Source organism: Peribacillus sp. FSL M8-0224 (assembly GCF_038003055.1).
GTDB lineage: Bacteria > Bacillota > Bacilli > Bacillales > DSM-1321 > Peribacillus > Peribacillus frigoritolerans.
The window spans coordinates 3,039,015-3,059,564 of record NZ_JBBOOJ010000001.1 but is presented as its reverse complement, the minus strand read 5'-3'; the positions used below and the strand labels follow the sequence as shown (position 1 = coordinate 3,059,564).

At 40.2% G+C, this 20,550-nt stretch carries 21 protein-coding genes; 18 read left to right on the top strand and 3 right to left on the bottom strand.

Annotated features, from left to right (window positions below; genetic code table 11):
- Positions 1–218: 218 nt before the first annotated feature.
- Positions 219–1,567 (top strand): IS3 family transposase gene (locus MKX49_RS14585; protein WP_340876872.1). Its coding sequence is split into 2 segments (ribosomal slippage): positions 219–678 and positions 678–1,567, totalling 1,350 coding nucleotides; the frame shifts between segments, so codons are not numbered across the junction.
- Positions 1,568–1,667: 100 nt separating this feature from the next.
- On the opposite strand, the gene MKX49_RS14580 is transcribed toward MKX49_RS14585, so the two are convergent.
- Positions 1,668–2,537 carry a DUF1002 domain-containing protein gene (locus MKX49_RS14580; protein WP_226990415.1) on the bottom strand — a complete coding sequence of 290 codons (870 nt, stop codon included), beginning with the start codon at positions 2,535–2,537 and terminating at the stop codon, positions 1,668–1,670.
- Positions 2,538–3,116: 579 nt separating this feature from the next.
- Between MKX49_RS14580 and MKX49_RS14575 the strand changes: the two genes are divergently transcribed.
- On the top strand, positions 3,117–3,461 hold the full coding sequence (locus MKX49_RS14575) for a GNAT family N-acetyltransferase (RefSeq protein ID WP_034308124.1): 345 nt from the start codon (positions 3,117–3,119) through the stop codon (positions 3,459–3,461).
- Positions 3,462–3,489: 28 nt separating this feature from the next.
- On the opposite strand, the gene MKX49_RS14570 is transcribed toward MKX49_RS14575, so the two are convergent.
- Both MKX49_RS14570 and MKX49_RS14565 read right to left on the bottom strand, forming a co-directional pair.
- On the bottom strand, positions 3,490–4,026 hold the full coding sequence (locus MKX49_RS14570; RefSeq protein ID WP_340876871.1) for a DUF309 domain-containing protein: 537 nt from the start codon (positions 4,024–4,026) through the stop codon (positions 3,490–3,492).
- Positions 4,027–4,192: 166 nt separating this feature from the next.
- Complete coding sequence (locus MKX49_RS14565) at positions 4,193–4,285, bottom strand: YjcZ family sporulation protein (RefSeq protein WP_081108854.1); 93 nt, start codon at positions 4,283–4,285, stop codon at positions 4,193–4,195.
- Between the two features lie 215 nt (positions 4,286–4,500).
- Here MKX49_RS14565 and MKX49_RS14560 point away from each other — a divergent pair, with 215 nt between their 5' ends.
- From MKX49_RS14560 to MKX49_RS14485, 16 genes are all read left to right on the top strand, one after another.
- A complete protein-coding gene (locus tag MKX49_RS14560) occupies positions 4,501–5,268 on the top strand; it encodes a segregation/condensation protein A (RefSeq protein ID WP_340876870.1) in 768 nt (255 codons plus the stop codon).
- The gene (gene scpB / locus MKX49_RS14555) at positions 5,255–5,836 is read left to right on the top strand and encodes an SMC-Scp complex subunit ScpB (RefSeq protein ID WP_034308120.1); all 582 of its coding nucleotides are present in this window, start codon (positions 5,255–5,257) and stop codon (positions 5,834–5,836) included. Before MKX49_RS14560 ends, scpB begins: the two co-directional genes overlap by 14 nt.
- Before the next feature lie 55 nt (positions 5,837–5,891).
- The gene (locus MKX49_RS14550) at positions 5,892–6,302 is read left to right on the top strand and encodes a hypothetical protein (RefSeq protein WP_340876868.1); all 411 of its coding nucleotides are present in this window, start codon (positions 5,892–5,894) and stop codon (positions 6,300–6,302) included.
- Positions 6,303–6,330: 28 nt separating this feature from the next.
- Positions 6,331–6,819, top strand: a complete 489-nt coding sequence (locus MKX49_RS14545; protein ID WP_034308117.1) for a YpuI family protein — start codon at positions 6,331–6,333, stop codon at positions 6,817–6,819.
- Between the two features lie 120 nt (positions 6,820–6,939).
- Positions 6,940–7,815: a superoxide dismutase gene (locus MKX49_RS14540; protein ID WP_048680134.1), complete on the top strand. Its 876-nt coding sequence runs from the start codon at positions 6,940–6,942 to the stop codon at positions 7,813–7,815.
- Positions 7,816–8,258: 443 nt separating this feature from the next.
- Positions 8,259–8,822, top strand: coding sequence for an alkyl hydroperoxide reductase subunit C (gene ahpC, locus MKX49_RS14535; protein WP_034308115.1), 564 nt, complete (start codon positions 8,259–8,261; stop codon positions 8,820–8,822).
- A 177-nt stretch (positions 8,823–8,999) separates the two neighbouring features.
- Positions 9,000–10,646, top strand: coding sequence for an FAD-dependent oxidoreductase (locus MKX49_RS14530; protein ID WP_289350393.1), 1,647 nt, complete (start codon positions 9,000–9,002; stop codon positions 10,644–10,646).
- 157 nt (positions 10,647–10,803) lie between these two features.
- Positions 10,804–11,964 carry a D-alanyl-D-alanine carboxypeptidase family protein gene (locus MKX49_RS14525; protein ID WP_340876867.1) on the top strand — a complete coding sequence of 387 codons (1,161 nt, stop codon included), beginning with the start codon at positions 10,804–10,806 and terminating at the stop codon, positions 11,962–11,964.
- Positions 11,957–12,550 carry a nucleoside recognition domain-containing protein gene (locus MKX49_RS14520; protein WP_048680124.1) on the top strand — a complete coding sequence of 198 codons (594 nt, stop codon included), beginning with the start codon at positions 11,957–11,959 and terminating at the stop codon, positions 12,548–12,550. Before MKX49_RS14525 ends, MKX49_RS14520 begins: the two co-directional genes overlap by 8 nt.
- Positions 12,551–12,563: 13 nt before the next feature.
- Complete coding sequence (locus MKX49_RS14515; RefSeq protein ID WP_375543381.1) at positions 12,564–13,091, top strand: spore maturation protein; 528 nt, start codon at positions 12,564–12,566, stop codon at positions 13,089–13,091.
- A gap of 302 nt (positions 13,092–13,393) precedes the next feature.
- On the top strand, positions 13,394–14,134 hold the full coding sequence (rluB, locus tag MKX49_RS14510) for a 23S rRNA pseudouridine(2605) synthase RluB (protein WP_034308106.1): 741 nt from the start codon (positions 13,394–13,396) through the stop codon (positions 14,132–14,134).
- 209 nt (positions 14,135–14,343) lie between these two features.
- Positions 14,344–14,874 carry a thiol-disulfide oxidoreductase ResA gene (gene resA / locus MKX49_RS14505; RefSeq protein ID WP_340876865.1) on the top strand — a complete coding sequence of 177 codons (531 nt, stop codon included), beginning with the start codon at positions 14,344–14,346 and terminating at the stop codon, positions 14,872–14,874.
- Positions 14,875–14,892: 18 nt separating this feature from the next.
- Entirely contained in the window at positions 14,893–16,545 is a 1,653-nt protein-coding gene (gene resB / locus MKX49_RS14500; RefSeq protein WP_340876864.1) for a cytochrome c biogenesis protein ResB, read from the top strand.
- Positions 16,538–17,716, top strand: coding sequence for a c-type cytochrome biogenesis protein CcsB (gene ccsB, locus MKX49_RS14495; RefSeq protein ID WP_340876863.1), 1,179 nt, complete (start codon positions 16,538–16,540; stop codon positions 17,714–17,716). Before resB ends, ccsB begins: the two co-directional genes overlap by 8 nt.
- A gap of 294 nt (positions 17,717–18,010) precedes the next feature.
- Complete coding sequence (locus MKX49_RS14490) at positions 18,011–18,727, top strand: response regulator (RefSeq protein ID WP_034308096.1); 717 nt, start codon at positions 18,011–18,013, stop codon at positions 18,725–18,727.
- A complete protein-coding gene (locus MKX49_RS14485) occupies positions 18,724–20,517 on the top strand; it encodes an ATP-binding protein (protein ID WP_048680105.1) in 1,794 nt (597 codons plus the stop codon). Before MKX49_RS14490 ends, MKX49_RS14485 begins: the two co-directional genes overlap by 4 nt.
- Positions 20,518–20,550 lie beyond the last annotated feature (33 nt).

The window sequence follows — 20,550 nt, the reverse complement described above, 5'->3', positions numbered from 1 at the left end:
TTAGAACGGAAGGGACGAGACTCCTGCGGGAAAAGCGCGTCAAAGGGAGACCCCGCATGCGCAATAGCGCCGCCGAGGAGGCTCCCGGACCGCCCGCGGAAAGCGAGTGCCTGTAGTGGAACTCAACGGTCAAATTGTACTGTTTAAAAAAACTGTAGGTAAACTTGAACTGCCCCGTAAATGTTAGACACCAAACTAACATTTATGGGGTGTTTTTTATGGCTAATTTTTCTGCCGAACAGAAAATATTCATTGTACGACTTTACCTTGAAGGAAAGCACAGCTATATGGATCTTCAGAAAATATTTGAAGTTTCGTATCAAATGATTCAAGGATGGGTTCGTTTATACCAAATTCAAGGAGCCGATGGATTTAAGAAATCCTATACAAGTTATTCTACGGAGTTTAAAATGGATGTACTTAATTATATGAATGAAACGGGTATATCTTCTTACGACGCAGCCGCAAGGTTTAATATTTCATCTCCAGCGCTAATTCGGACGTGGAGAATAAATGTTAATGCCTATGGATTAGATGCCCTAATTTCTAAGAAAAAGGGGAGACCATCCATGAAAAAAGATATCAATCCATCCAAACAAATTGAAGGTTCGGTTAAAGAGCTTGAAGAACGAATTAAACAACTGGAAATGGAGAATGCGTATTTAAAAAAGTTAAATACTTTAGTTCAAATGCAGGAAAAATTACAACCAAAATCAAAGCGCAAGTAATTTATGAACTAAAGTCCATTTATGAGGTTGTGGCCTTAATTAAAGTCGCTGATATTCCACGTAGCACGTACTATTATTGGGAAAAACGCTTGAATCGAGAAGATAAGTATTCGAAGGTAAAAGCCACTATTCAGTCTATCTATCATGAACATAAAGGACGTTACGGTTATCGTCGTATCACAAAAGAGTTAAAAAAATATGGGTTTTCTCACAATCCAAAGACCATCAACCGCCTTATGAATGAAATGGGCGTAAAATGTTTAGTCCGGATGAAGAAGTATCGTTCGTATAAGGGGCATGTTGGTCGAATTGCCCCCCATATTTTACAACGTGATTTTCAAGCTGAGAAAATGAATCAAAAATGGGTAACAGACGTAACGGAATTTCATTTATTTGGGGAGAAACGTTACTTATCCCCTATCCTTGATTTATGTAATGGTGAAATCATTGCCTACAAAGTGATGAAACGGCCTGTTTATAAACTTGTTGGAGATATGTTAAATGAGGCGATTAAACACCTAAAACCAGAAGATACGGTCATCCTCCATTCGGATCAAGGGTGGCATTACCAAATGAAGAAGTATCAAAAAACCTTAAAAGATTCCCGCATTATACAAAGCATGTCCCGTAAGGGAAATTGTTTAGATAACGCAGTCATGGAAAACTTTTTTGGCTTGTTAAAGTCTGAATTGCTTTATCTCCAAGAGTTTGAAAGTATGGAGCACTTTGAAAAGGAATTAGATGATTATATTCATTACTATAACCACAAACGAATGAAGGTAAAATTAAAAGACCTGAGTCCGATACAATACCGAACTCAGGTCTTAGAAGCTGCTTAAATTATATGTCTTACTTTATTGGGTCAGATCAACTCGATTTTCATCGAGTTTACCTACAGTCTGAAAGGGATGGCATTGGCCATCCTTTTTTATATTTGAATCAGCTGAAAAGTGATTTGATCGCGTCTATTAAACTACTGAACACTTCTTTCAATTTATCCAGAAATGATTGACCCTCTTCGGATTCAAGAAAATTGGAAAGTTTATCTTTAGCTGCAGTCAGCTGATCACCGACAGCGTTCCAATCAATATTCAATTCTTTTAGCTTATTGAATAAATCAATTAAACTTTGTACTTGATCTTCATTTAAGGCGATTCCAAGGTCTTTTGCTGAAGACTCGACAACCTCGCGGACCTCTTCAGTATTGGCTGGTGGATTTGCAGCCATTTCCTCTTTGATTTTCGTAACAAGTGCAGAGGCTTCTTCCGTACCGATTTCATCACCCAATTTTGCTGTTTTCACCATTTCTTCATTCGCTGCCTGTTTCACATCTTCAGGAATCTTCTTGTCGGCAGAGATTTCATAGGCTTTAATGACTCCTGTCAAAGCCGCTGTACCGGAAACGGGTATAGGTGCGGTGACATAAACGGTAGCATCTTTTACTCCTGCAGTAGCCAGTGCATTGATATACATTTCATCGGAAACCCAGTTAATGTTTTTCGACTCCAGTTTAAGACCGGTACCTTTTTCCTCCAAAGTGATCGCAGAGGATGAAATCGCTTTTGTACCGATTAGACGGCTAGCGATATAGTCTCCTAAGTATTCATGTTCCTCCGCATTTGTAACGGTTAAAACCTCAACATCATTTGGTGCTTTCATTTCTGATAAAATCATATTTTTTTGTTCATTTGTCAAATTTTCACCAAGTGTGACGATCATTTCACCAACAGCTGCATCTGCAAAAGCCTTATATGGCAATAATAGACATAATAAAATGGTTATAATGACCCATTTATTCATTTTTTTCATGATAATCCTCCTTAACTTTCCTGCTGAATTGGGAATCTTTCAATAAAAGGGCGGCACTTTAAATCAGATTCATAGTATTTGACGAAACAAAGGCTAAAAAAGATACATATATTCCTGAAAAAAATTTATTAGCCAAAATAACTACGTTCATTTTAACAAGAAGTTGGGTGTATCTTTGTCTTTTATACCTAAGATGGCACTCTATGAACCTAGATCACTTTACCAATGTAGTAAAATCGAAGCAAGATTGCAAGGATATTTGTCAGATTGTGTTAAGTTATAGTAGAATGAATTCGTTATTTAAATATTTGGACCATTCATAAAGGGAGTATGGGATGAGGAAAAGTAATAAGACTCTTTTACTTATGATGCTTATTATCGCTTTGATGTGGGGAATCGTATACTGGCTGTTTATCGCTTAGCACATAGCCCATTGATAAATCAAGTGCTGAAAGTGATGTTGAAACGAACGGGATTTTTATGTATGATGTAAATGTTATATGTGAGGATTATTATTCAAAAACAAATTAATTGGAAACAGAAAGATAATAAAAACGTTATTTAGTAACGAGGGATATTATGTTGATTAAGTATAAGAAAAGTTATGAGAAGTTTGCCATGGGATTATTATCATTCATGCCAAATGAAAAAGAGATAAAAACGCTTCGGAATACGATGAAGAATTATGAAACGGATGAAAACCTACAGCTGTTCTTATGGAAAGATGAAGAGATTACGGGCCTGATCGGTATAGAAGTCTCTCCAACCCACATTGAGATACAACATATATCTGTAAATCCATCCTTCCGGAAGCAAGGTATCGGTAAAACGATGGTCAGGGCCATCAAGGAGCAATATCCTGACAAAGAATTAAAAGCAAATGAGTTTACGGAAAGCTTTCTTGACAGGTGTGAAGATTTCTGAATATGAAAGCTTGAATGGAGGACCGCCTTTAAGGGCGGTCCTCCATTCTTGTTTTTCGAAGGGATAGCTGTCGAGCCCTTTTTGAAATGACATCCGAACGGTCACGCATTAGGTGCTTATCAACTATCGATGTATTGGCCATGTCGCTATCCGCACCCCATATGGATCCTTCTTGCAAACACATGGACTGGCATTTTTCGATCAGTCTTTGATCCGATATGGGCAGATTGATGCTTTTATATGGCTTTTGTGATAACATTCGCTCATGGGTATCCTCGAGCAATTTGAACAGTCGTTCTGGGTCGAGTCCCAACTTCAGGAGCTCGGCCTTTTTTAGGTGGAGATTTGCCAAGGCTTTAGACAGGGTCCTTGCAGCCCCTTTTTTGTTTCCCCTGCGATCATGATACAGGGCAACCGCAATTTGAATGAGCCCGACCCAATGAGAGTCACGCTCTTTTGGTGCGGTTTCTTTCCAATATTCTTCAAGAATTTCATGACATTCGAAGTAATCCCTAGTCCCATGGAAATGGACAAGGAAAGAAAGGTAGTCTTCCGCGTAAGTCAATAGGAGCACCCCTTTTGTTTGATGGAATTATCTAAGGTAAGGCAAAAAACATTTTCTTATAGCCTAACACCCGCTATGTATACTCACCAAGTTTAGCATAGAATTTTTTCTTGGAAAATAAAGAAAGCCGATTGCAAGGCAATCAGCTTGATTCGTCAGTCTTCCATTAACACCAAGAAGCACCGACGATAACTAATAAAATGAACAATACTACAATAAACGCGAATCCGCCGCCGTGTCCAAAACCACCTGCACCCATAATGAGTACCTCCTTTGTTCTGCTATTCTTACATTTCTAGGTTATGTTGGATTTCGTAATGTGATTGGGCAACGACCCATTTGTCGGAAATCCCTAATAAAAACTTTTCTAGGGACAGTAAATTATTATTTGGATAAAGGGCGGCAATCCACTATACTTGATTAGTAAAAGAAATAGGCCTTTTCCGGCCAATTAGATTTAAATGAGGTAATTTAATGGGTTATAATATAAAAATTGACGCTTTCGAAGGTCCGATGGATTTACTCCTGCATTTGATTAATCGCCTGGAAATAGACATCTACGATATTCCGATGGCTGATATTACAGATCAATACCTAGGGTACATCCATACAATGCAGCATCTGGAATTGGATGTGGCCAGCGAATATCTGGTGATGGCTGCAACACTGCTTGCCATCAAGAGTAAAATGTTGCTTCCAAAGCATGAAGATGAACAATTGATTGATGAAGATGGGGAAATATTTGAGGAAGATCCACGGGACGAGCTTGTGGAAAAACTATTAGAATATAAAAAGTATAAATATGCAGCCGAAGAATTTAAAGGGATGGAAGAAGAACGCAGCTTGCTGTTCACTAAACCCCCAAGTGATTTATCTGTTTATGTTAAAGAAGCGGAAAGTGATAAACAAGAGTTGAATATAAGTCTATATGATATGTTGGGTGCTCTGCAAAAACTGCTGCGAAGGCAAAAAATTCAAAAGCCGCTTTACACGAAAGTAACGAAACAAGAGATGTCGATAGAGAAACGAATGGATGAAATCAAGATTGAGTTACAGTCCATTAAAGGGAAGAAAAGTTTTTTTGAACTGTTTTCGCTCCCGGTCAAGGAGCATATCGTCATCACTTTCATGGCGGTGCTGGAACTGATGAAACTTAATGAAATCATCGTTGAACAGGAAGGTAATTTTTCGGAAATCATGATTGCTGCTAAGGAAGGTGTAGAACCAGTTGGAAGTTATTAATTGGAAAGGGATTCTTGAGGCATTATTGTTTGCTGCCGGAGATGAAGGGCTCTCTGTCAAACAAATTGCCTCGGTCCTGGAAATTACGGAATATCAAGCAACGGACATCGTTGAAAGTTTAAAGGAAGAATATGTATCGGATGTACGCGGGATTCAAGTGATCGAAATAGCGGGCGTTTATCAAATGACGACAAAAAAAGAGCACTCGGATTACTTGAAAAGACTAGTCGAAACATCAAGCACTCAAGGCTTATCCCAGGCGGCATTGGAAACACTCGCAATCATTGCTTATAAGCAGCCGATTACTAGAGCTGAAATTGATGAAATACGCGGAGTGAAAACGGAACGCCCCATTCATACACTTGTCACCAAAGTCTTAATTAAAGAGGTTGGACGTGCTGAAGGCTCGGGCCGGGCTTATTTATATGGGACAACAAAAGAGTTTTTGGATTACTTCGGCCTGAATTCCATAGATGAATTACCGCCTCTCGCCGATAATTCGGATGATAGCTTTGAAAGTGGTGAAGCCGATTTGTTTTTTGAAAAATTTCAGCAAACAATCGAATAACATTTTTCTTTGAATTGTGATAATATAGAAAAAAATGAATGCGGGGGGATTGCGGGTGCGAATTGTAGCATGCAATGGATTTGGGCTTGAAAAGGAAAAGTCAAATTCACCTGAGGACTTCTTTAATCGATCCGTTATACAATACATAAAGGATGGAGAAGAAAAGACGCTGAATGTACTGTATCTTCGCTATTTTGATGAGATGGTCACTCTTTGGACCCCATATCCCGCCAATCCCCTATTCAAAAGCCCTAACAGAGATATTTATATGGCTGACATCATCGCCATGGTCTGTCTACTCAAAGACCCAAGCCTGGTTAACCGAAAACGAATATATATAAATGCAGAAAAAGACATGGCTGGTTATTTCGAAAATATAGATTTTGAAAAATTGGAGAAAGTGTTTATATCTATTGACCAAGCTAAACCATATGATATAGAATCACATGTTGACTATTATATTTAATCTTAATCAATTTGAGGAGGGTTCACGGTTGGGGAATACATTGGTAAAATCTCAGCTTGAGGATGTAAAGGGCTTTTTGGAAACGACAGTGGCTCAACTGGAAGAATTTATAAATGAGACGACCTATTCTAAGCTGCAAGAAGAAAAAAGCGGGGATGAAACCTATTATAAAGGAATCCTTTCAAGTTTAAGAAGAATGCTTGTAAGTTGTGAAGAGGGCCTGGAGGCTTGCCAAATCGTTCTGAAAAATGATGTTTTCAATAAAGCTGCAGCTGAAAAGACGCTTTATAGAGTTTATCATCAATGTATCGAAGAATACTTTTCCCCAAAATCAGATCGGTGGTTTGAGGACAGCAGATCTGCCTATACAGGAAAAAACTCGATTAAATTTCACCAAAGTGTACCTGACAGCATAATATCCATTCTGAAGGCCGTGGAAAGTGGATTCCAGACCATGCGTGAAGAATTGGAGTTTTATGAAACGGATTACCGGACGAAAATGTTACAGTCAAGATAATGAAACAGCAAGGCTTAATAAGCCTTGCTGTTTTTTTTAGCTATAAATGGAATCTCCGCTTAATCGAAACATAAAATACTTTGATGATTTATGTGCATGGGAATAGGGGGAGGTTGCAAGATGTCTGAGGTAAGAGATTATGCTAAAGAGGTAAGTGATTGGGTTGATGGAGTGATGGAATATCTTGAGAAGATCGATATCACCGATTCGCCGTTGCTGTCAAATATTGAACGGCTTTCCGGGTTGGCTAAGAATATGGATGAGGAAGAAATGGATTATGAGGATATGGTCCTGATTGAAGAAGAGATGGCTCGGGTCTACGAGGAAATTGAAGAACTCGCTAGAGAATTCAATATACAGGAAAGGCAATCAGTGCCGATTGGGAAGCATACGCTACCGCCGTTACCTTATGCCTATGAAGCGTTGGAACCGACGATCTCAAGGGAAATCATGTATCTGCACCATGATAAGCATCATCAAGCATATGTCGATGGTCTGAATAAAGCGGAATTGATGATGAAAAAAGCGAGAGAAACGAATGATTTTTCCTTGTTGAAACATTGGGAAAAGGAAGCAGCCTTTCATGGATCAGGCCATTATCTCCATACGCTGTTCTGGGAAGTGATGATTCCGGGAGGGGGCGGACAGCCAAGGGGGGATTTACTTAAACAGATTGAGAAGGATTTTGGAAGCTTTGCAGCTTTTAAAAGTCATTTTAGTGAGGCTGCCAAACAAGTAGAAGGTGTTGGCTGGGCGATATTAGTCTGGTCTCCGCGTGCGCGGCGGCTAGAAATACTTCAATCGGAATTGCACATGGTTTTGACCCAGTGGGATACGATCCCAATCCTTGTTCTTGATGTATGGGAACATGCTTATTACCTGCAATATAAAAATAATCGGGCAGGCTATGTGGACAAATGGTGGGACGTTGTAAACTGGCCGAAAATAGCCGTAAGGTTCACCGAAGCGAAAAAGCTTATTTGGAAAAAGCAATAACTGATAAAATATAGAAATGTCTTTGGAGAACCAATTACAACTAAACGGGCCGTCAAGGTTCGTTTTTTTTAGATTGAAATTTTGAAACAAGAATTTTTTAAGGGAAATATGGGAAAGATATGAAGGGAGATCTGAAAATTTTATTTGAAAGCGACTTATGATTCTCATTTGGATATTATAATTAGATTGAAAAGGAGAGGAAATCATCTCACGAAATAATGAGCATGTGTCTTATTTGTATCTTAGAAATAATATTGGAAATGTGTTGAAAATGCTAATTTGAAGTACTATGGGATTTTAAAAATAATTAATTTATATTAATATAAAAACTGTGACCAATTTGTGAACTTAAAAATTATTAAGGTATATTTATTGACTAGTTTCTATTTAATAATTATTATAAACAGGAGCAGATAAAAAAATAGCTATTGGAGGAATTTATTATGTCATTGATCAATAAACAAGTTGAAGATTTTAAAGTACAAGCTTACCATGCAGGAGAATTCAAAGAAGTTACACTTGAAGATGTTAAAGGGAAATGGGCAGTATTCTTTTTCTACCCAGCTGACTTCTCTTTCGTATGTCCAACTGAATTAGCCGATCTTCAAGATAACTATGAAACATTCAAGGAAATTGGTTGTGAAGTTTACTCAGTTTCAACAGATACTCATTTCAGCCACAAAGGATGGGCTGATGCTACTGATACAATCGGAAAAATCCAATATCCAATGTTAGCTGACCCAGCAAACGTTTTATCCCGTCAATTCGGTGTATTGATTGAAGAAGATGGATTGGCTCTACGTGGAACTTTCATCGTAAATCCAGAAGGACAAATTAAAGCATACGAAGTCAATGATTTAGGAATTGGCCGTAATGCTGAAGAACTTGTAAGAAAAGTTCAAGCTGCACAATTCGTAGCGGAACATGGAGATAAAGTTTGCCCTGCAAAATGGACTCCAGGTGAAGATACTCTTGAACCAAGCCTAGACCTAGTAGGTAAACTTTAATTTTTATGGGATGGTCCATTTCTTCAATTAATGGACATACCCAGCATTGATTACGATTACTGGACAAATCGTCCGACATGATCTAATGACAAAAGGCACTTACCTAAAATAAGTGCCTTTTGTTTTTCAAAATAATCAGTTTAGCACGTTATAATCATTCAGCAAGGAGCACAAAAGATGAAAAAAATATATGATTTATTAATTATTGGTGGCGGTCCTGCAGGCCTCTCAGCCGGTGTTTATGCAGGAAGAGCTAAGTTAAAAACAATAATCCTAGAAAAAGGAACTGGCGGCGGACAAGCTGCAACTACGTCGGAAATAGCCAATTATCCTGGTATCCGTCATATATCGGGCCCTAGGTTAGTTGAAGAAATGAAGCTTCAAAACGAAGATTTTGGCGTTGAGTTCGCCAAAGCCGATGTAACGGGCGTGGATTTCTCCGGTGAGGTGAAAGTCGTTAAAACCCTTGGCGGGGATTACCATGCACGCGCCGTCATCATTGCAACGGGTGCTTCTCCAAGAACACTAGGATTTCCAGGTGAAGAGGAATTCACTGGCCGCGGTGTAGCTTATTGTTCAACATGTGATGGTGAATTCTTTGAAGGGTTGGAAGTTTTCGTTATCGGGGCAGGATATGCAGCCGCTGAAGAAGCAATATTCCTGACACGCTTTGCTACAAAAGTGACAATCATCGCCCGTGAATCAAGCTTCTCGTGTGCCCCGTCCATTGTTGATAAAGTAATGGCAAATGATAAGATTGAAGTGAAATTCAATACGGAAATCCTAGGGGTTCATGGAGACGGGATGATTCAAAGTGCACGTTTCATCAATAACGTTACCAAAGAAGAATTTGAATATAAGGCGAAGGAAGAAGACAATACGTTTGGCGTATTCGTTTTCATAGGTTACGAGCCGAAAACAGAGATATTCAAGGGCCATATCGAAATGGATGATGCTGGATACATTTTAACCGATGATGATATGAAGACTAATGTGAATGGTGTCTATGCGGCGGGTGACCTAAGGCCAAAATCCTTGCGCCAGATTATCACAGCTGTATCTGATGGAGCGATTGCAGCAACGGATGCCGGCAAATATATTGAGGAAGAAAAAGATCGCCTGGGAATCAAAGATGAACCTGAAGTTGAAAAACCGGCGAAAAAAGAACAGGCCGCTGTCCCAGCAGGCAAAAGCGCTTTATTAAGTGATGCGTTACGTGGCCAATTAAAGGGAATCTTCGGCAAGATGGAGAGCGACGTTACATTGGTGTCCATTGTCGATGAAAGTTTGCCAAAATCAGTCGAATTGCGAGACTTCTTGTTGGATGTTGCGGAATTAGGAGATAAGCTTCATCTTGAGGTATACAACAAAGGGGAAAATGCGGAAATTGAAGAAAAAATCAATGCGGATAAGTTCCCTGTCGTTTCCCTCTTAAATTCAAATGGTGAATACAGTGGCGTCAAATTCCACGGTGTACCAGGCGGCCATGAGTTGAATTCTTTCATTTTGGCCATCTATAACCTGGCTGGACCTGGTCAAGCATTGGATTCAGCCGTATTGAATTCAATTAAGGGAATCAGTAAAAAAGCGAACATTAAGGTCATGGTTTCATTGGCATGTCACTACTGTCCAGACGTTGTTGTGGGTGCACAGCGCATAGCGATTGAAAACCCTAACGTTGAAGCTGAAATGGTCGATATAAGCAATTTCCAGGAAATCAAGAAGAAATATAAAGTCATGAGCGTGCCGGCCATGATCATCAATGATGAAGAAGTCGTATTCGGAGCTAAGAAAATTGATGAAATCGCTGCATTATTAGTATAATAGAACACTAAATCGATAGGGGCCCCTATCGATTTTTTTTATGGGAATTCTCCCTTGAAATCAGTGGATATCAGGAAGGTTTAGATTCTTTTATTCATAACCCTTGTCCCTTTGCATAAACTTGTACAAAAACAAGTAAAGAGACGAGGGGGCACTCATGCGTTTTCTATATAAAGGGTTATCGAGTTTATGTATCGTCATTCTCCTGTTGTCTTTTATGGCACCTGTACAAAGCGTCAATGCAAATGTATCCGTAAGTGCCCATAGCGCGATTTTAATGGATGAGGATAGCGGAAGGGTCATTTATGAAGTGAATGCTCATGAAAAGAATCGCATAGCAAGCATTACGAAAATAATGACGGCTATCTTGGCTATTGAATCGGGACAAATGGATGAGACAGTGAAGGTGAGCAGCAATGCCGTCGGGACGGAGGGATCTTCCCTTTACTTAAAAGAAGGAGAAAAAATTAAGCTCGAAGATTTGGTATATGGCTTGATGCTTCGTTCAGGTAATGATGCAGCAGTGGCAATCAGCGAAAAGGTTGGCGGAAGCCTGGATGGATTCGTCTGGATGATGAATCAAAAGGCGGAAGAAATAGGGATGAAAAATACCCATTTTTCAAATCCACATGGTTTGGATAATACGAAGAACCATTATTCAACCGCCTATGATATGGCCATTCTCACTCGTTATGCCATGCAAAATGAAACGTATGCGAAGATTGCCGGCACAAAGGAACACAGGGCACCTAATTCCACAGAACAATGGGATTATGTATGGAAGAACAAAAATCGCCTACTTACACAATTATATGAGTATTGCACAGGGGGGAAAACAGGGTATACGAAACTAGCAAAACGTACCTTGGTTACGACGGCAACAAAAAACGAGCATGACCTGATTGCTGTGACATTGAATGGTCCGGATGATTGGAATGATCATATTCACATGTACGAATCCGCCTTTAAGGATTACAAGCCAACAGAAATTTTACCCACAGGCATGGTGGAAAACATGGAAAATAAAATATATAAAGGACATGTCTACATTAAAAATGATTTTTCATACCCACTGACAAACGAAGAGAGAGAATTGGTCAAAGTGAAAATGAAATTGCTGAAGCCCCAGAAGGCTTGGGATGATAAAAGGAAAATCCCGGAAGTGGTCGGCAGAGCATCCATCTATCTTGATGGGAAGAAAATAGGCACTCGCTCAATTTTTTATGGAGAAGCAAAAGAAAGCTTCAAGCAACAATCATTCCAATCTTCTTGGGCTGAAGTATTTGAAGCGGTATTGGGAATCGGACGCAATGGTTAATTACATTTGGGTCGGGATGTTCGTGATCGGTATAGTCTTTGGCATGATTAATGGAACGATGGATCAGGTGAATGAAGCTCTATTTGTCAGCGCAAAGGAAGCGGTCACCCTTTGCCTGGGACTGATGAGCATACTTGTCTTTTGGCTGGGTTTGATGAAAATAGCGGAGGAATCGGGGCTGTTAGATAAACTATCCAACTTGTTCAAGCCGTTCATGAGATGGCTATTCCCTGAAGTCCCTCCTAATCATCCCGCAATGGGGTATATACTTTCCAATATGATGGCAAACACATTCGGATTGGGGAATGCAGCTACGCCTCTTGGTATAAAAGCCATGGAACAGCTTAAGAAACTAAATGGAGGAAAAGCAACGGTCAGCCGCTCGATGGTCACTTTTTTAGCAATCAATACCTCAAGCGTAACGTTGATTCCAACCACTGTCATTGCGATCCGCATGAACTACGATGCCCACTCCCCGACGGACATCGTATTTCCGACCATAATAGCAACGGCCATTTCTGCCGTTGGGGGAATCGCGATAGATCGATATTTTTATTACAGGAGAAAGAGGAGCGGGAGGGAATAGGATGTTGCACTGGATGACTACCATTTCAATTTGGATGATACCGGTTTTGATCCTCGGTATATTACTGTATGGCACATTGAAAAGAGTTCCCACCTATGAGACCTTCGTTGAGGGGGGGAAAGAAGGAATCAGCATGTCCTTTTCCCTCATCCCTTTCCTGGTGGGGATGCTTGTGGCAATTTCAGTATTTAGGGCATCAGGGGCCTTGGATTTCATTGTACAATCACTGCATCCCTTGCTTTCCCTTCTTCATTTTCCGTCTGAGGTTTTACCCCTTGCGATTATTAGACCAATATCCGGAACAGCAGCTTTAGGAATCACCAGCGACCTGATATCGGTTTATGGACCGGATTCCTTTGTTGGCCGCTTGGCTGCCACGATTCAGGGAAGTACAGATACCACCTTCTATGTATTGACCGTTTATTTTGGAGCCGTCGGAATCAAAAAAATGGGTGATGCCCTTAAGGTCGGCCTTTTGGCAGACTTGATTGGAATCATAGCTGCCGTTATTGTCGTCACACTGGTTTTCGGTATGAATTAAAAGGTAGGGAAATGGACGATTCCATTTCTTTTTTTTGTCTTTTTTCTTAAAAGCAGCCCTCCATTATTAAGGTGTATTCAAACTTTCATCAAAAGAAACATTTTTTTGTATGGAAAAATAAGCTATGTTACACTCATTATGGAAACCAACCCATTTAACCGTCCCATTATTGGTGTAATAATAAAAGAAAAGCTCTTAATCGCGAAAAACCTTTTGTTTTTGCCTCTCAATATGTAATAATTGTATGATTGTGTATGTATAGACAATAACAAACGAATGATTATACTATGGGGTGAAGATAGATGGAACGATTACAAAAGGTGATAGCACATGCTGGACTGGCTTCCCGCCGTAAAGCAGAAGAATTGATTTTAGAAGGTAAGGTAAAAGTGAACGGCAAAGTAGTGAAGGAATTAGGTGTGAAAGTGGGGCCTAATGATAAGGTTGAGGTTAATGAAGTCCCGCTTGAAAAAGAAGCTCCGGTTTATTTCCTATTCTATAAACCGCGCGGCGTCATTTCGGCCGTTTCTGATGATAAGAACAGAAAAGTCGTAACGGACTTTTTCCCTTACATCAATGAACGGATTTATCCAGTTGGCCGCTTGGATTACGATACTTCGGGCTTGTTGATTTTAACCAATGACGGGGAATTTGCAAACACGTTAATGCATCCGAAGCATGAAGTGGATAAAGTGTATGTGGCAAAAGTGAAAGGGATGCCTTTGCGTGAAAGCTTGAAAAAGCTGGATAAGGGTATCAAGTTGGAGGATGGCAAGACTGCTCCCGCCAAGACGAGGGTATTGTCCACCGACAAGAAAAAGGAAACGGCCATAGTTGAAATCACTATACATGAAGGCAGGAACAGGCAAGTCCGCCGGATGTTCGAAGCAATTGGCCATCCCGTCATTAAATTGAAGAGGGAACAATATGGTTTCTTGACCTTGGACGGTTTAACTGCAGGGGATTCCCGGGAGCTGACTCCACATGAAGTTAAATTAATGCGGACTTTAGCAACGACCGAGCCTAAACAGCGGAGAATGTAAGCTAGTATTTTTTCCGTATTGATAGGTTGAAACCACTACCCCATTCTTCCCCTGGAAGAAATGGGTGGTGGAAAACAACCTGTAAATACCTTTTCCTTCATGAATCGGGAAAGAATGTCACAAAACCTTCAGAAATGTAAATATAAAGGACATGGCGTTAAATGGTATAATGGTATGGTTAAATTTAGTGTGGCCTTAGGAGGAACTCTATGGATAAAAAGAAGCGACGCCTCATTAGCAGAACCATCATTCTCCTGCTTTTAGGTGCAGCTTTAGTGTTTGCCCTTTATACGAACTTCACCAAAGATAAGAAAGAAAGCCTGAGAAAAGGATCCGATGCACCCAATTTCGTCTTGACTGATATGGAAGGTAAAGAGCATAAACTTTCCGATTACAAGGGAAAAGGCGTCTTCCTGAACTTTTGGGGTACATATTGCAAGCCGTGTGAATATGAAATGCCTTATATGGAAAATCAATATAAAAACTTTAAAGACCAGGGCGTTGAGATATTGGCCGTTAACGTCGGGGAATCTGACTATGCTGTCAATAATTTCATTACAAAGCATGATCTTACCTTTCCTGTCATGATCGATAAAGGTAGGGAAGTGGAAAATGCTTACCGCGTGGATATATTGCCTGTCTCCTTTTTGGTTGATAAAGAGGGGAAAGTGATAGATATCATCACCGGAGCCTTGACAGAAGAGAGCATCCAAAAGCATATGGAGAGAATTAAACCATAATATTGGGGAGTTTTTGACATGAAAGAAGTAAAATGCGATTGTGGTCATGTAAATCCGTTTGGCACAAAGATTTGCGGGAAATGCGGAATGGTGCTTGGAAACGAAAAAGAGAACAAGCTTATTGATATGAGATATGAAGGTAGTGCCAGGCGTTCACAAACATATAGAAAAACGATCATCGATAAAATATGGAATTTCTTTTCTTCCGTTAAGGTCGGGGTGACGCTCATTGTCATTGCTTTGATCGCTTCTGCTATCGGGACGATTTTACCCCAGGAAATGTACATCCCTTCAACAGTTACGCCTGCACAGCATTATGAGCAAGAATACGGCTGGTTCGGAAGGGTGTATTATGAACTCGGGTTTCATAACTTGTATAGTTCATGGTGGTATTTGATTATCATTGGCATGCTGGGCATATCACTATTGATTGCCAGTATCGATCGTTTCTTTCCATTATATCGATCGTTAAAAAAGCAAGGGGTCACACGTCATGACGGTTTCATGAAACGTCAGCGGATTTATGGGGTGACAAAGCTTGAAGAACAACAAGATATAAACCTTGAAGAAGTAAAGGCTAGACTAAAAAGGCAGCGTTATCATATACGAGAGGAAAACGGTCATATACTTGCCGAAAAAGGTCGTTTTTCACGTTGGGGACCCTATGTCAATCATATTGGACTTATCATCTTCTTAATTGGAGCATTATTTCGTTCCGTCCCTGGGATGTATATCGACAAAGTACTTTGGCTCCGAGAAGGAGAAAGAAAAGAAATCCCGGGTACAAATGGTGAATACTATCTTCAGAATAATGAGTTTACCTTAGATGTGTATGACAAAGAAAATGAAGAAGATAAACAGTACAGTGCTGCAATAGATAAAACCGGTACGATCGCAAAAACCTATCAATCCGATGTTACGCTCTATGAACGCAAGGGAGAAACCTTACCAGGGGAAAAAGTGGACCTTGTTAAGCTAAAAGATTATAAAATCAAAGTCAATGAACCTCTGAAACAAGATCATTATGCCCTCTACCAAGTAGACTATAAACTGGATGAACTCAGTACGATGTCATTTAATTTAATTAACAAAAAAACCGAAGAGAAATATGGCAGCTTAAAGGTTGATTTGAATAATCCTCAAAAGAAATACGAGTTGAAAGAAGGATATTCCGTTGACTTGATCAGTTACTTCCCCGATTTCGAGTTCGATGAAAAAGGCGAACCTAGAACGATATCGAAGATTCCGAATAATCCAGCATTTATTTTTAAAATGCATACCCCTGATAAGCCAGATGGTGAAGTCAGTTTCGTGGCGATTAAGGAGACTGTGGAGCCTTTAGGGGAAAACACTTATAAAATGGCTTTTAATGGTGTGGAAACCCAAGATGTCACGGCTTTGACCGTCAGGAAGGATTTAACGCTTTGGATCCTATTCACGGGTGGAATCATTTTCATGATCGGCGTTGTCCAAGGGTCTTATTGGAATCACCGGCGTATATGGATTAAGAGGAAAGATGATGAGATACTTTTGGCCGGCCATACAAACAAAAACTGGCACGGTATTAAAAGAGATATAAAACAAGCGATAGAATCAACATCACTTTCCGAACCAATGGATCAACTTGAAGAGGAGAAATCTTCTAGTAAGGGGGAAGTTTTAAATGGCTGAATTAAGCAGTAACCTTTTATATGCAGCTTTCATTTTATATCTGATCGCAACCTTTTTATTTGGGGGATCGATCAAGGATAAACGCGGTGCGGAGGAAAAGAAACAAAACAAATGGGCAAAATTGGGCATTTTCATCACCATTCTCGGGTTTGCGGCGCAAATTGGGTATTTCATCACCAGATGGATTGCTGCCGGACATGCTCCGGTAAGTAACCTGTTTGAATTTACGACCTTTTTCGGAATGATGCTGGTCGGTGCTTTCATATTAATTTATTTTCTTTATAAAACACCTGCCCTTGGGCTATTCGCTTTACCGATTGCGTTATTGATAATCGCTTATGCAAGTATGTTCCCTACAGAAATATCGCCACTCATTCCAGCTTTGCAGAGTGACTGGCTTTATATTCACGTAACGACTGCAGCGGCGGGACAATCGATCCTTGCCATAAGTTTCGTTACTGCCATCATTTATTTAGTCAAATACGTCGATCAGACACAATCAAACAAAAGAACGTTCTGGCTTGAAGCCATCATGTTCACATTAGTTTCCACCGTCGGTTTCGTCATCATCACTTCTTCTTTTGCGGCCATGGACTATAAGGCGAATTTTGAGTGGGTCGATAAAAACGGTGCCGAGCTTAAACAGGAATTCAACCTGCCGGCATTGGTAGGTCCCAATGAAGGGAAACTCATCGAGACGGATCGATTTGAACCGCTGGTGGACATGCCTGCACTGATCAATGCCAAGAAACTGAATACTGTACTTTGGTCAATCGGTATGGGACTCGTCCTGTATGGTTTAATAAGGTTGATTGCTCGCAAAAGAGTGGCAGCATTGATTAAACCGATCGTTAAAAATGTGAATTTGAATTTATTGGACGAGATTAGTTATCGTTCGGTCCTTATCGGTTTTCCGATCTTTACACTCGGTGCCCTCATTTTTGCAATGATTTGGGCTCAAGTGGCCTGGACGCGATTCTGGGGCTGGGATCCGAAAGAGGTCTGGGCACTGGTTACTTGGCTGTTTTATGCGGCTTTCTTGCATTTGCGCTTGTCTAAAGGGTGGCAAGGGGAAAAATCGGCTTGGCTTGCCGTCATCGGTTTTGCCATCATCATGTTTAACCTGATATTCGTCAATCTTGTTATTGCTGGTTTGCATTCATATGCTTGATTCTGTATTGTAATATTAGATGAAGGGGGTCTTTTGATAGAAACGTCGAGGAGTTGGCTTATCGATTTTTCTAGAGAATGATCCCTTTTTCCTTTCATCCCTTTTAATAAGAATATTTCGGAGAAAAAGCACTTATCCATTCTTAATGAGCGGTCGGAGCCTTTTTTGTGACAAAATGGTGAAAGGTTCATGGAAGCCATGTGAAATTGGCTCTTTATCGTACTTTGTAAGGAAAAAGTATTAGTCATGGAAGTATTCATTTTGTAGAATATATGATAGGAGGCTGATTACATAATGTATAACGCTATTAAAATTCTCGTGGTGGATGATGAGGAAAGAATCCGCCGGCTGCTAAAGATGTATTTGGAAAGAGAAGAATACATAATCGATGAAGCTGAAAATGGAGATATGGCTTTAACAAAAGCCCTTGAAAATGATTATGATTTAATTTTATTGGATATTATGATGCCTGGGAAAGATGGAATCGAAGTTTGCCGTGAATTAAGGGAAAAGAAAACGACTCCAATTATCATGCTGACGGCTAAAGGGGAAGAAGTGAATCGCGTTCAAGGATTTGAAGTGGGGACCGATGATTATATCGTAAAGCCGTTCAGTCCCCGTGAAGTCGTGTTAAGGGTTAAAGCTTTATTGCGTCGCTCTTCAAGCACAGGTTACATGCAGACGGAAACGACGGCAAAAGATGTGATCGTCTTCTCACATCTAACAATAGACAATGATGCCCACCGTGTACTTGCTGATAATAAAGAGGTTTCATTAACACCGAAAGAATATGAATTGTTATATTTCTTGGCGAAATCCCCAGATAAGGTTTTTGACCGGGAGCAATTGTTAAAAGAAGTATGGCACTATGAATTCTTTGGAGATCTTCGAACTGTAGACACGCATGTTAAACGCTTGCGTGAAAAATTAAACCGCATATCCGAAAACGCAGCCAAGATGATTGTGACCGTTTGGGGTGTAGGTTACAAGTTCGAAGTCATTAATGACTGATGCTATGGGGCAGTGTTGTAGGGAAGCTATGGGCAACGATCCTATTGCTCGTGTCGTTTGTATTAATTGTTTTAACCGTTCTGCTGGTCGAATTCTTTGAGAATTTCCAAATTGAAAATATTGAAAATGATTTAACCAAAACGGCTGAACAAATCATTAAGGTGACCAATGAACATCAGGGATCCAGCAATGAGGTATTACAAATAGCTTCGGAATTAATAGGCAATGAAACGAAAATGATCATTCTTAATGATGACAAAATGGTATTCTCATCCATCGGTGGAGATAATGAGTTTGAAATTACGCCGGAACTCATTAAAAATGACCCCGAATTGCTCAAGGTTTTTACGGAAAGAAAGACTGTAAAAAAGGAAATGGCGCTATCGGAGGATGCGGGAAACGAGGGCTTATCCGCAATCGTGGTAGGCATTCCGCTTGAATTGAATGGGGAACAGGATGAAGTGTTCCTATTTCAATCGTTGGAGTCCATGGAAGAAACCACAAAATCCACTACACAGTTCATTTTATTGGCAGCAGGCATCGCCATTATTTTGACAACGATTTTTGCTTTCTTTTTATCTACAAGAATCAATGCTCCATTGGTGAAGATGAGGGAAGCCGCCCTAGCGATTGCCCGGGGGAAGTTTGATACAAAGGTTCCAATACTGACTCAAGATGAAATCGGTGAGCTGGCCATAGCGTTTAATCAGATGAGGAAGCAACTGAAATTCAATATGAATGCACTTAGTCAGGAAAAGGAACATCTCTCAAGCATTCTTAGCAGTATGGCAGATGGGGTCATCACCTTCAATAAAGACGGCACAATTCTTGAAACGAATCCGCCAGCGGAAAGGTTTCTGCAATCCTGGTATTTTGAAAAGGGCTATAACCGGGAAGATAATGTGAATGTTCCTTTGGTTTTGATGAATCTTTTTGATGAATCAGAGTCCTTCGATAAGGAACAAGTCGGTGAAATTACCTTGCAGGGCCGTAATTGGGGATTGATTGTCAGTCCGCTATATACAAATGGCGACAATATTCGGGGAGCGGTGGCCATCATAAGGGATATGAGTGATGAAAGACGGATGGACAAACTCAGGACTGATTTCATTGCGAATGTTTCCCATGAGTTAAGGACCCCGATTTCAATGTTGCAAGGATATAGTGAAGCGATTGTAGATGACATTGCGGGCAGTGAAGAAGAAAAGGTGGAAATGGCCCGCATCATCTATGATGAATCTTTGAGAATGGGACGTTTAGTCAATGATCTTCTCGATCTAGCTAAATTGGAATCGGGTAAAATGAATCTTAGCTATGAATGTGTACCTATTTCTCCATATTTAAAGAGGATCACAAGTAAGTTTTCTGGGCTGGCTAAAGAAAAAGGGATTACCATATCAGCCAGCCTGCAAGACGATCAGATTCAATGGCATTTCGATCCGGACCGTATTGAACAGGTTTTGACCAATTTAATTGATAATGCGATTCGTCATACTCCCCCAGGCGGTAACATTGATGTCATTCAGAGGACAAGTGATCGAAGGGGACTGATCATTGATGTGAGGGACTCTGGATCTGGAATTCCCGAAGAAGATCTGCCTTTTGTATTCGAGAGGTTTTATAAAGCGGATAAAGCAAGGACCCGCGGCCGTTCGGGTACCGGATTGGGTTTGGCGATCGTAAAAAATATTATCAATGCCCATGATGGCTACATTTCGGTAAACAGTTTACCTAATAAAGGGACGACGTTCAGTATCATTTTGCCTCGAATTATGGAAAACGCTGAATGAATGACAGGTGGATCGCCAGATAATCCTGTTTCA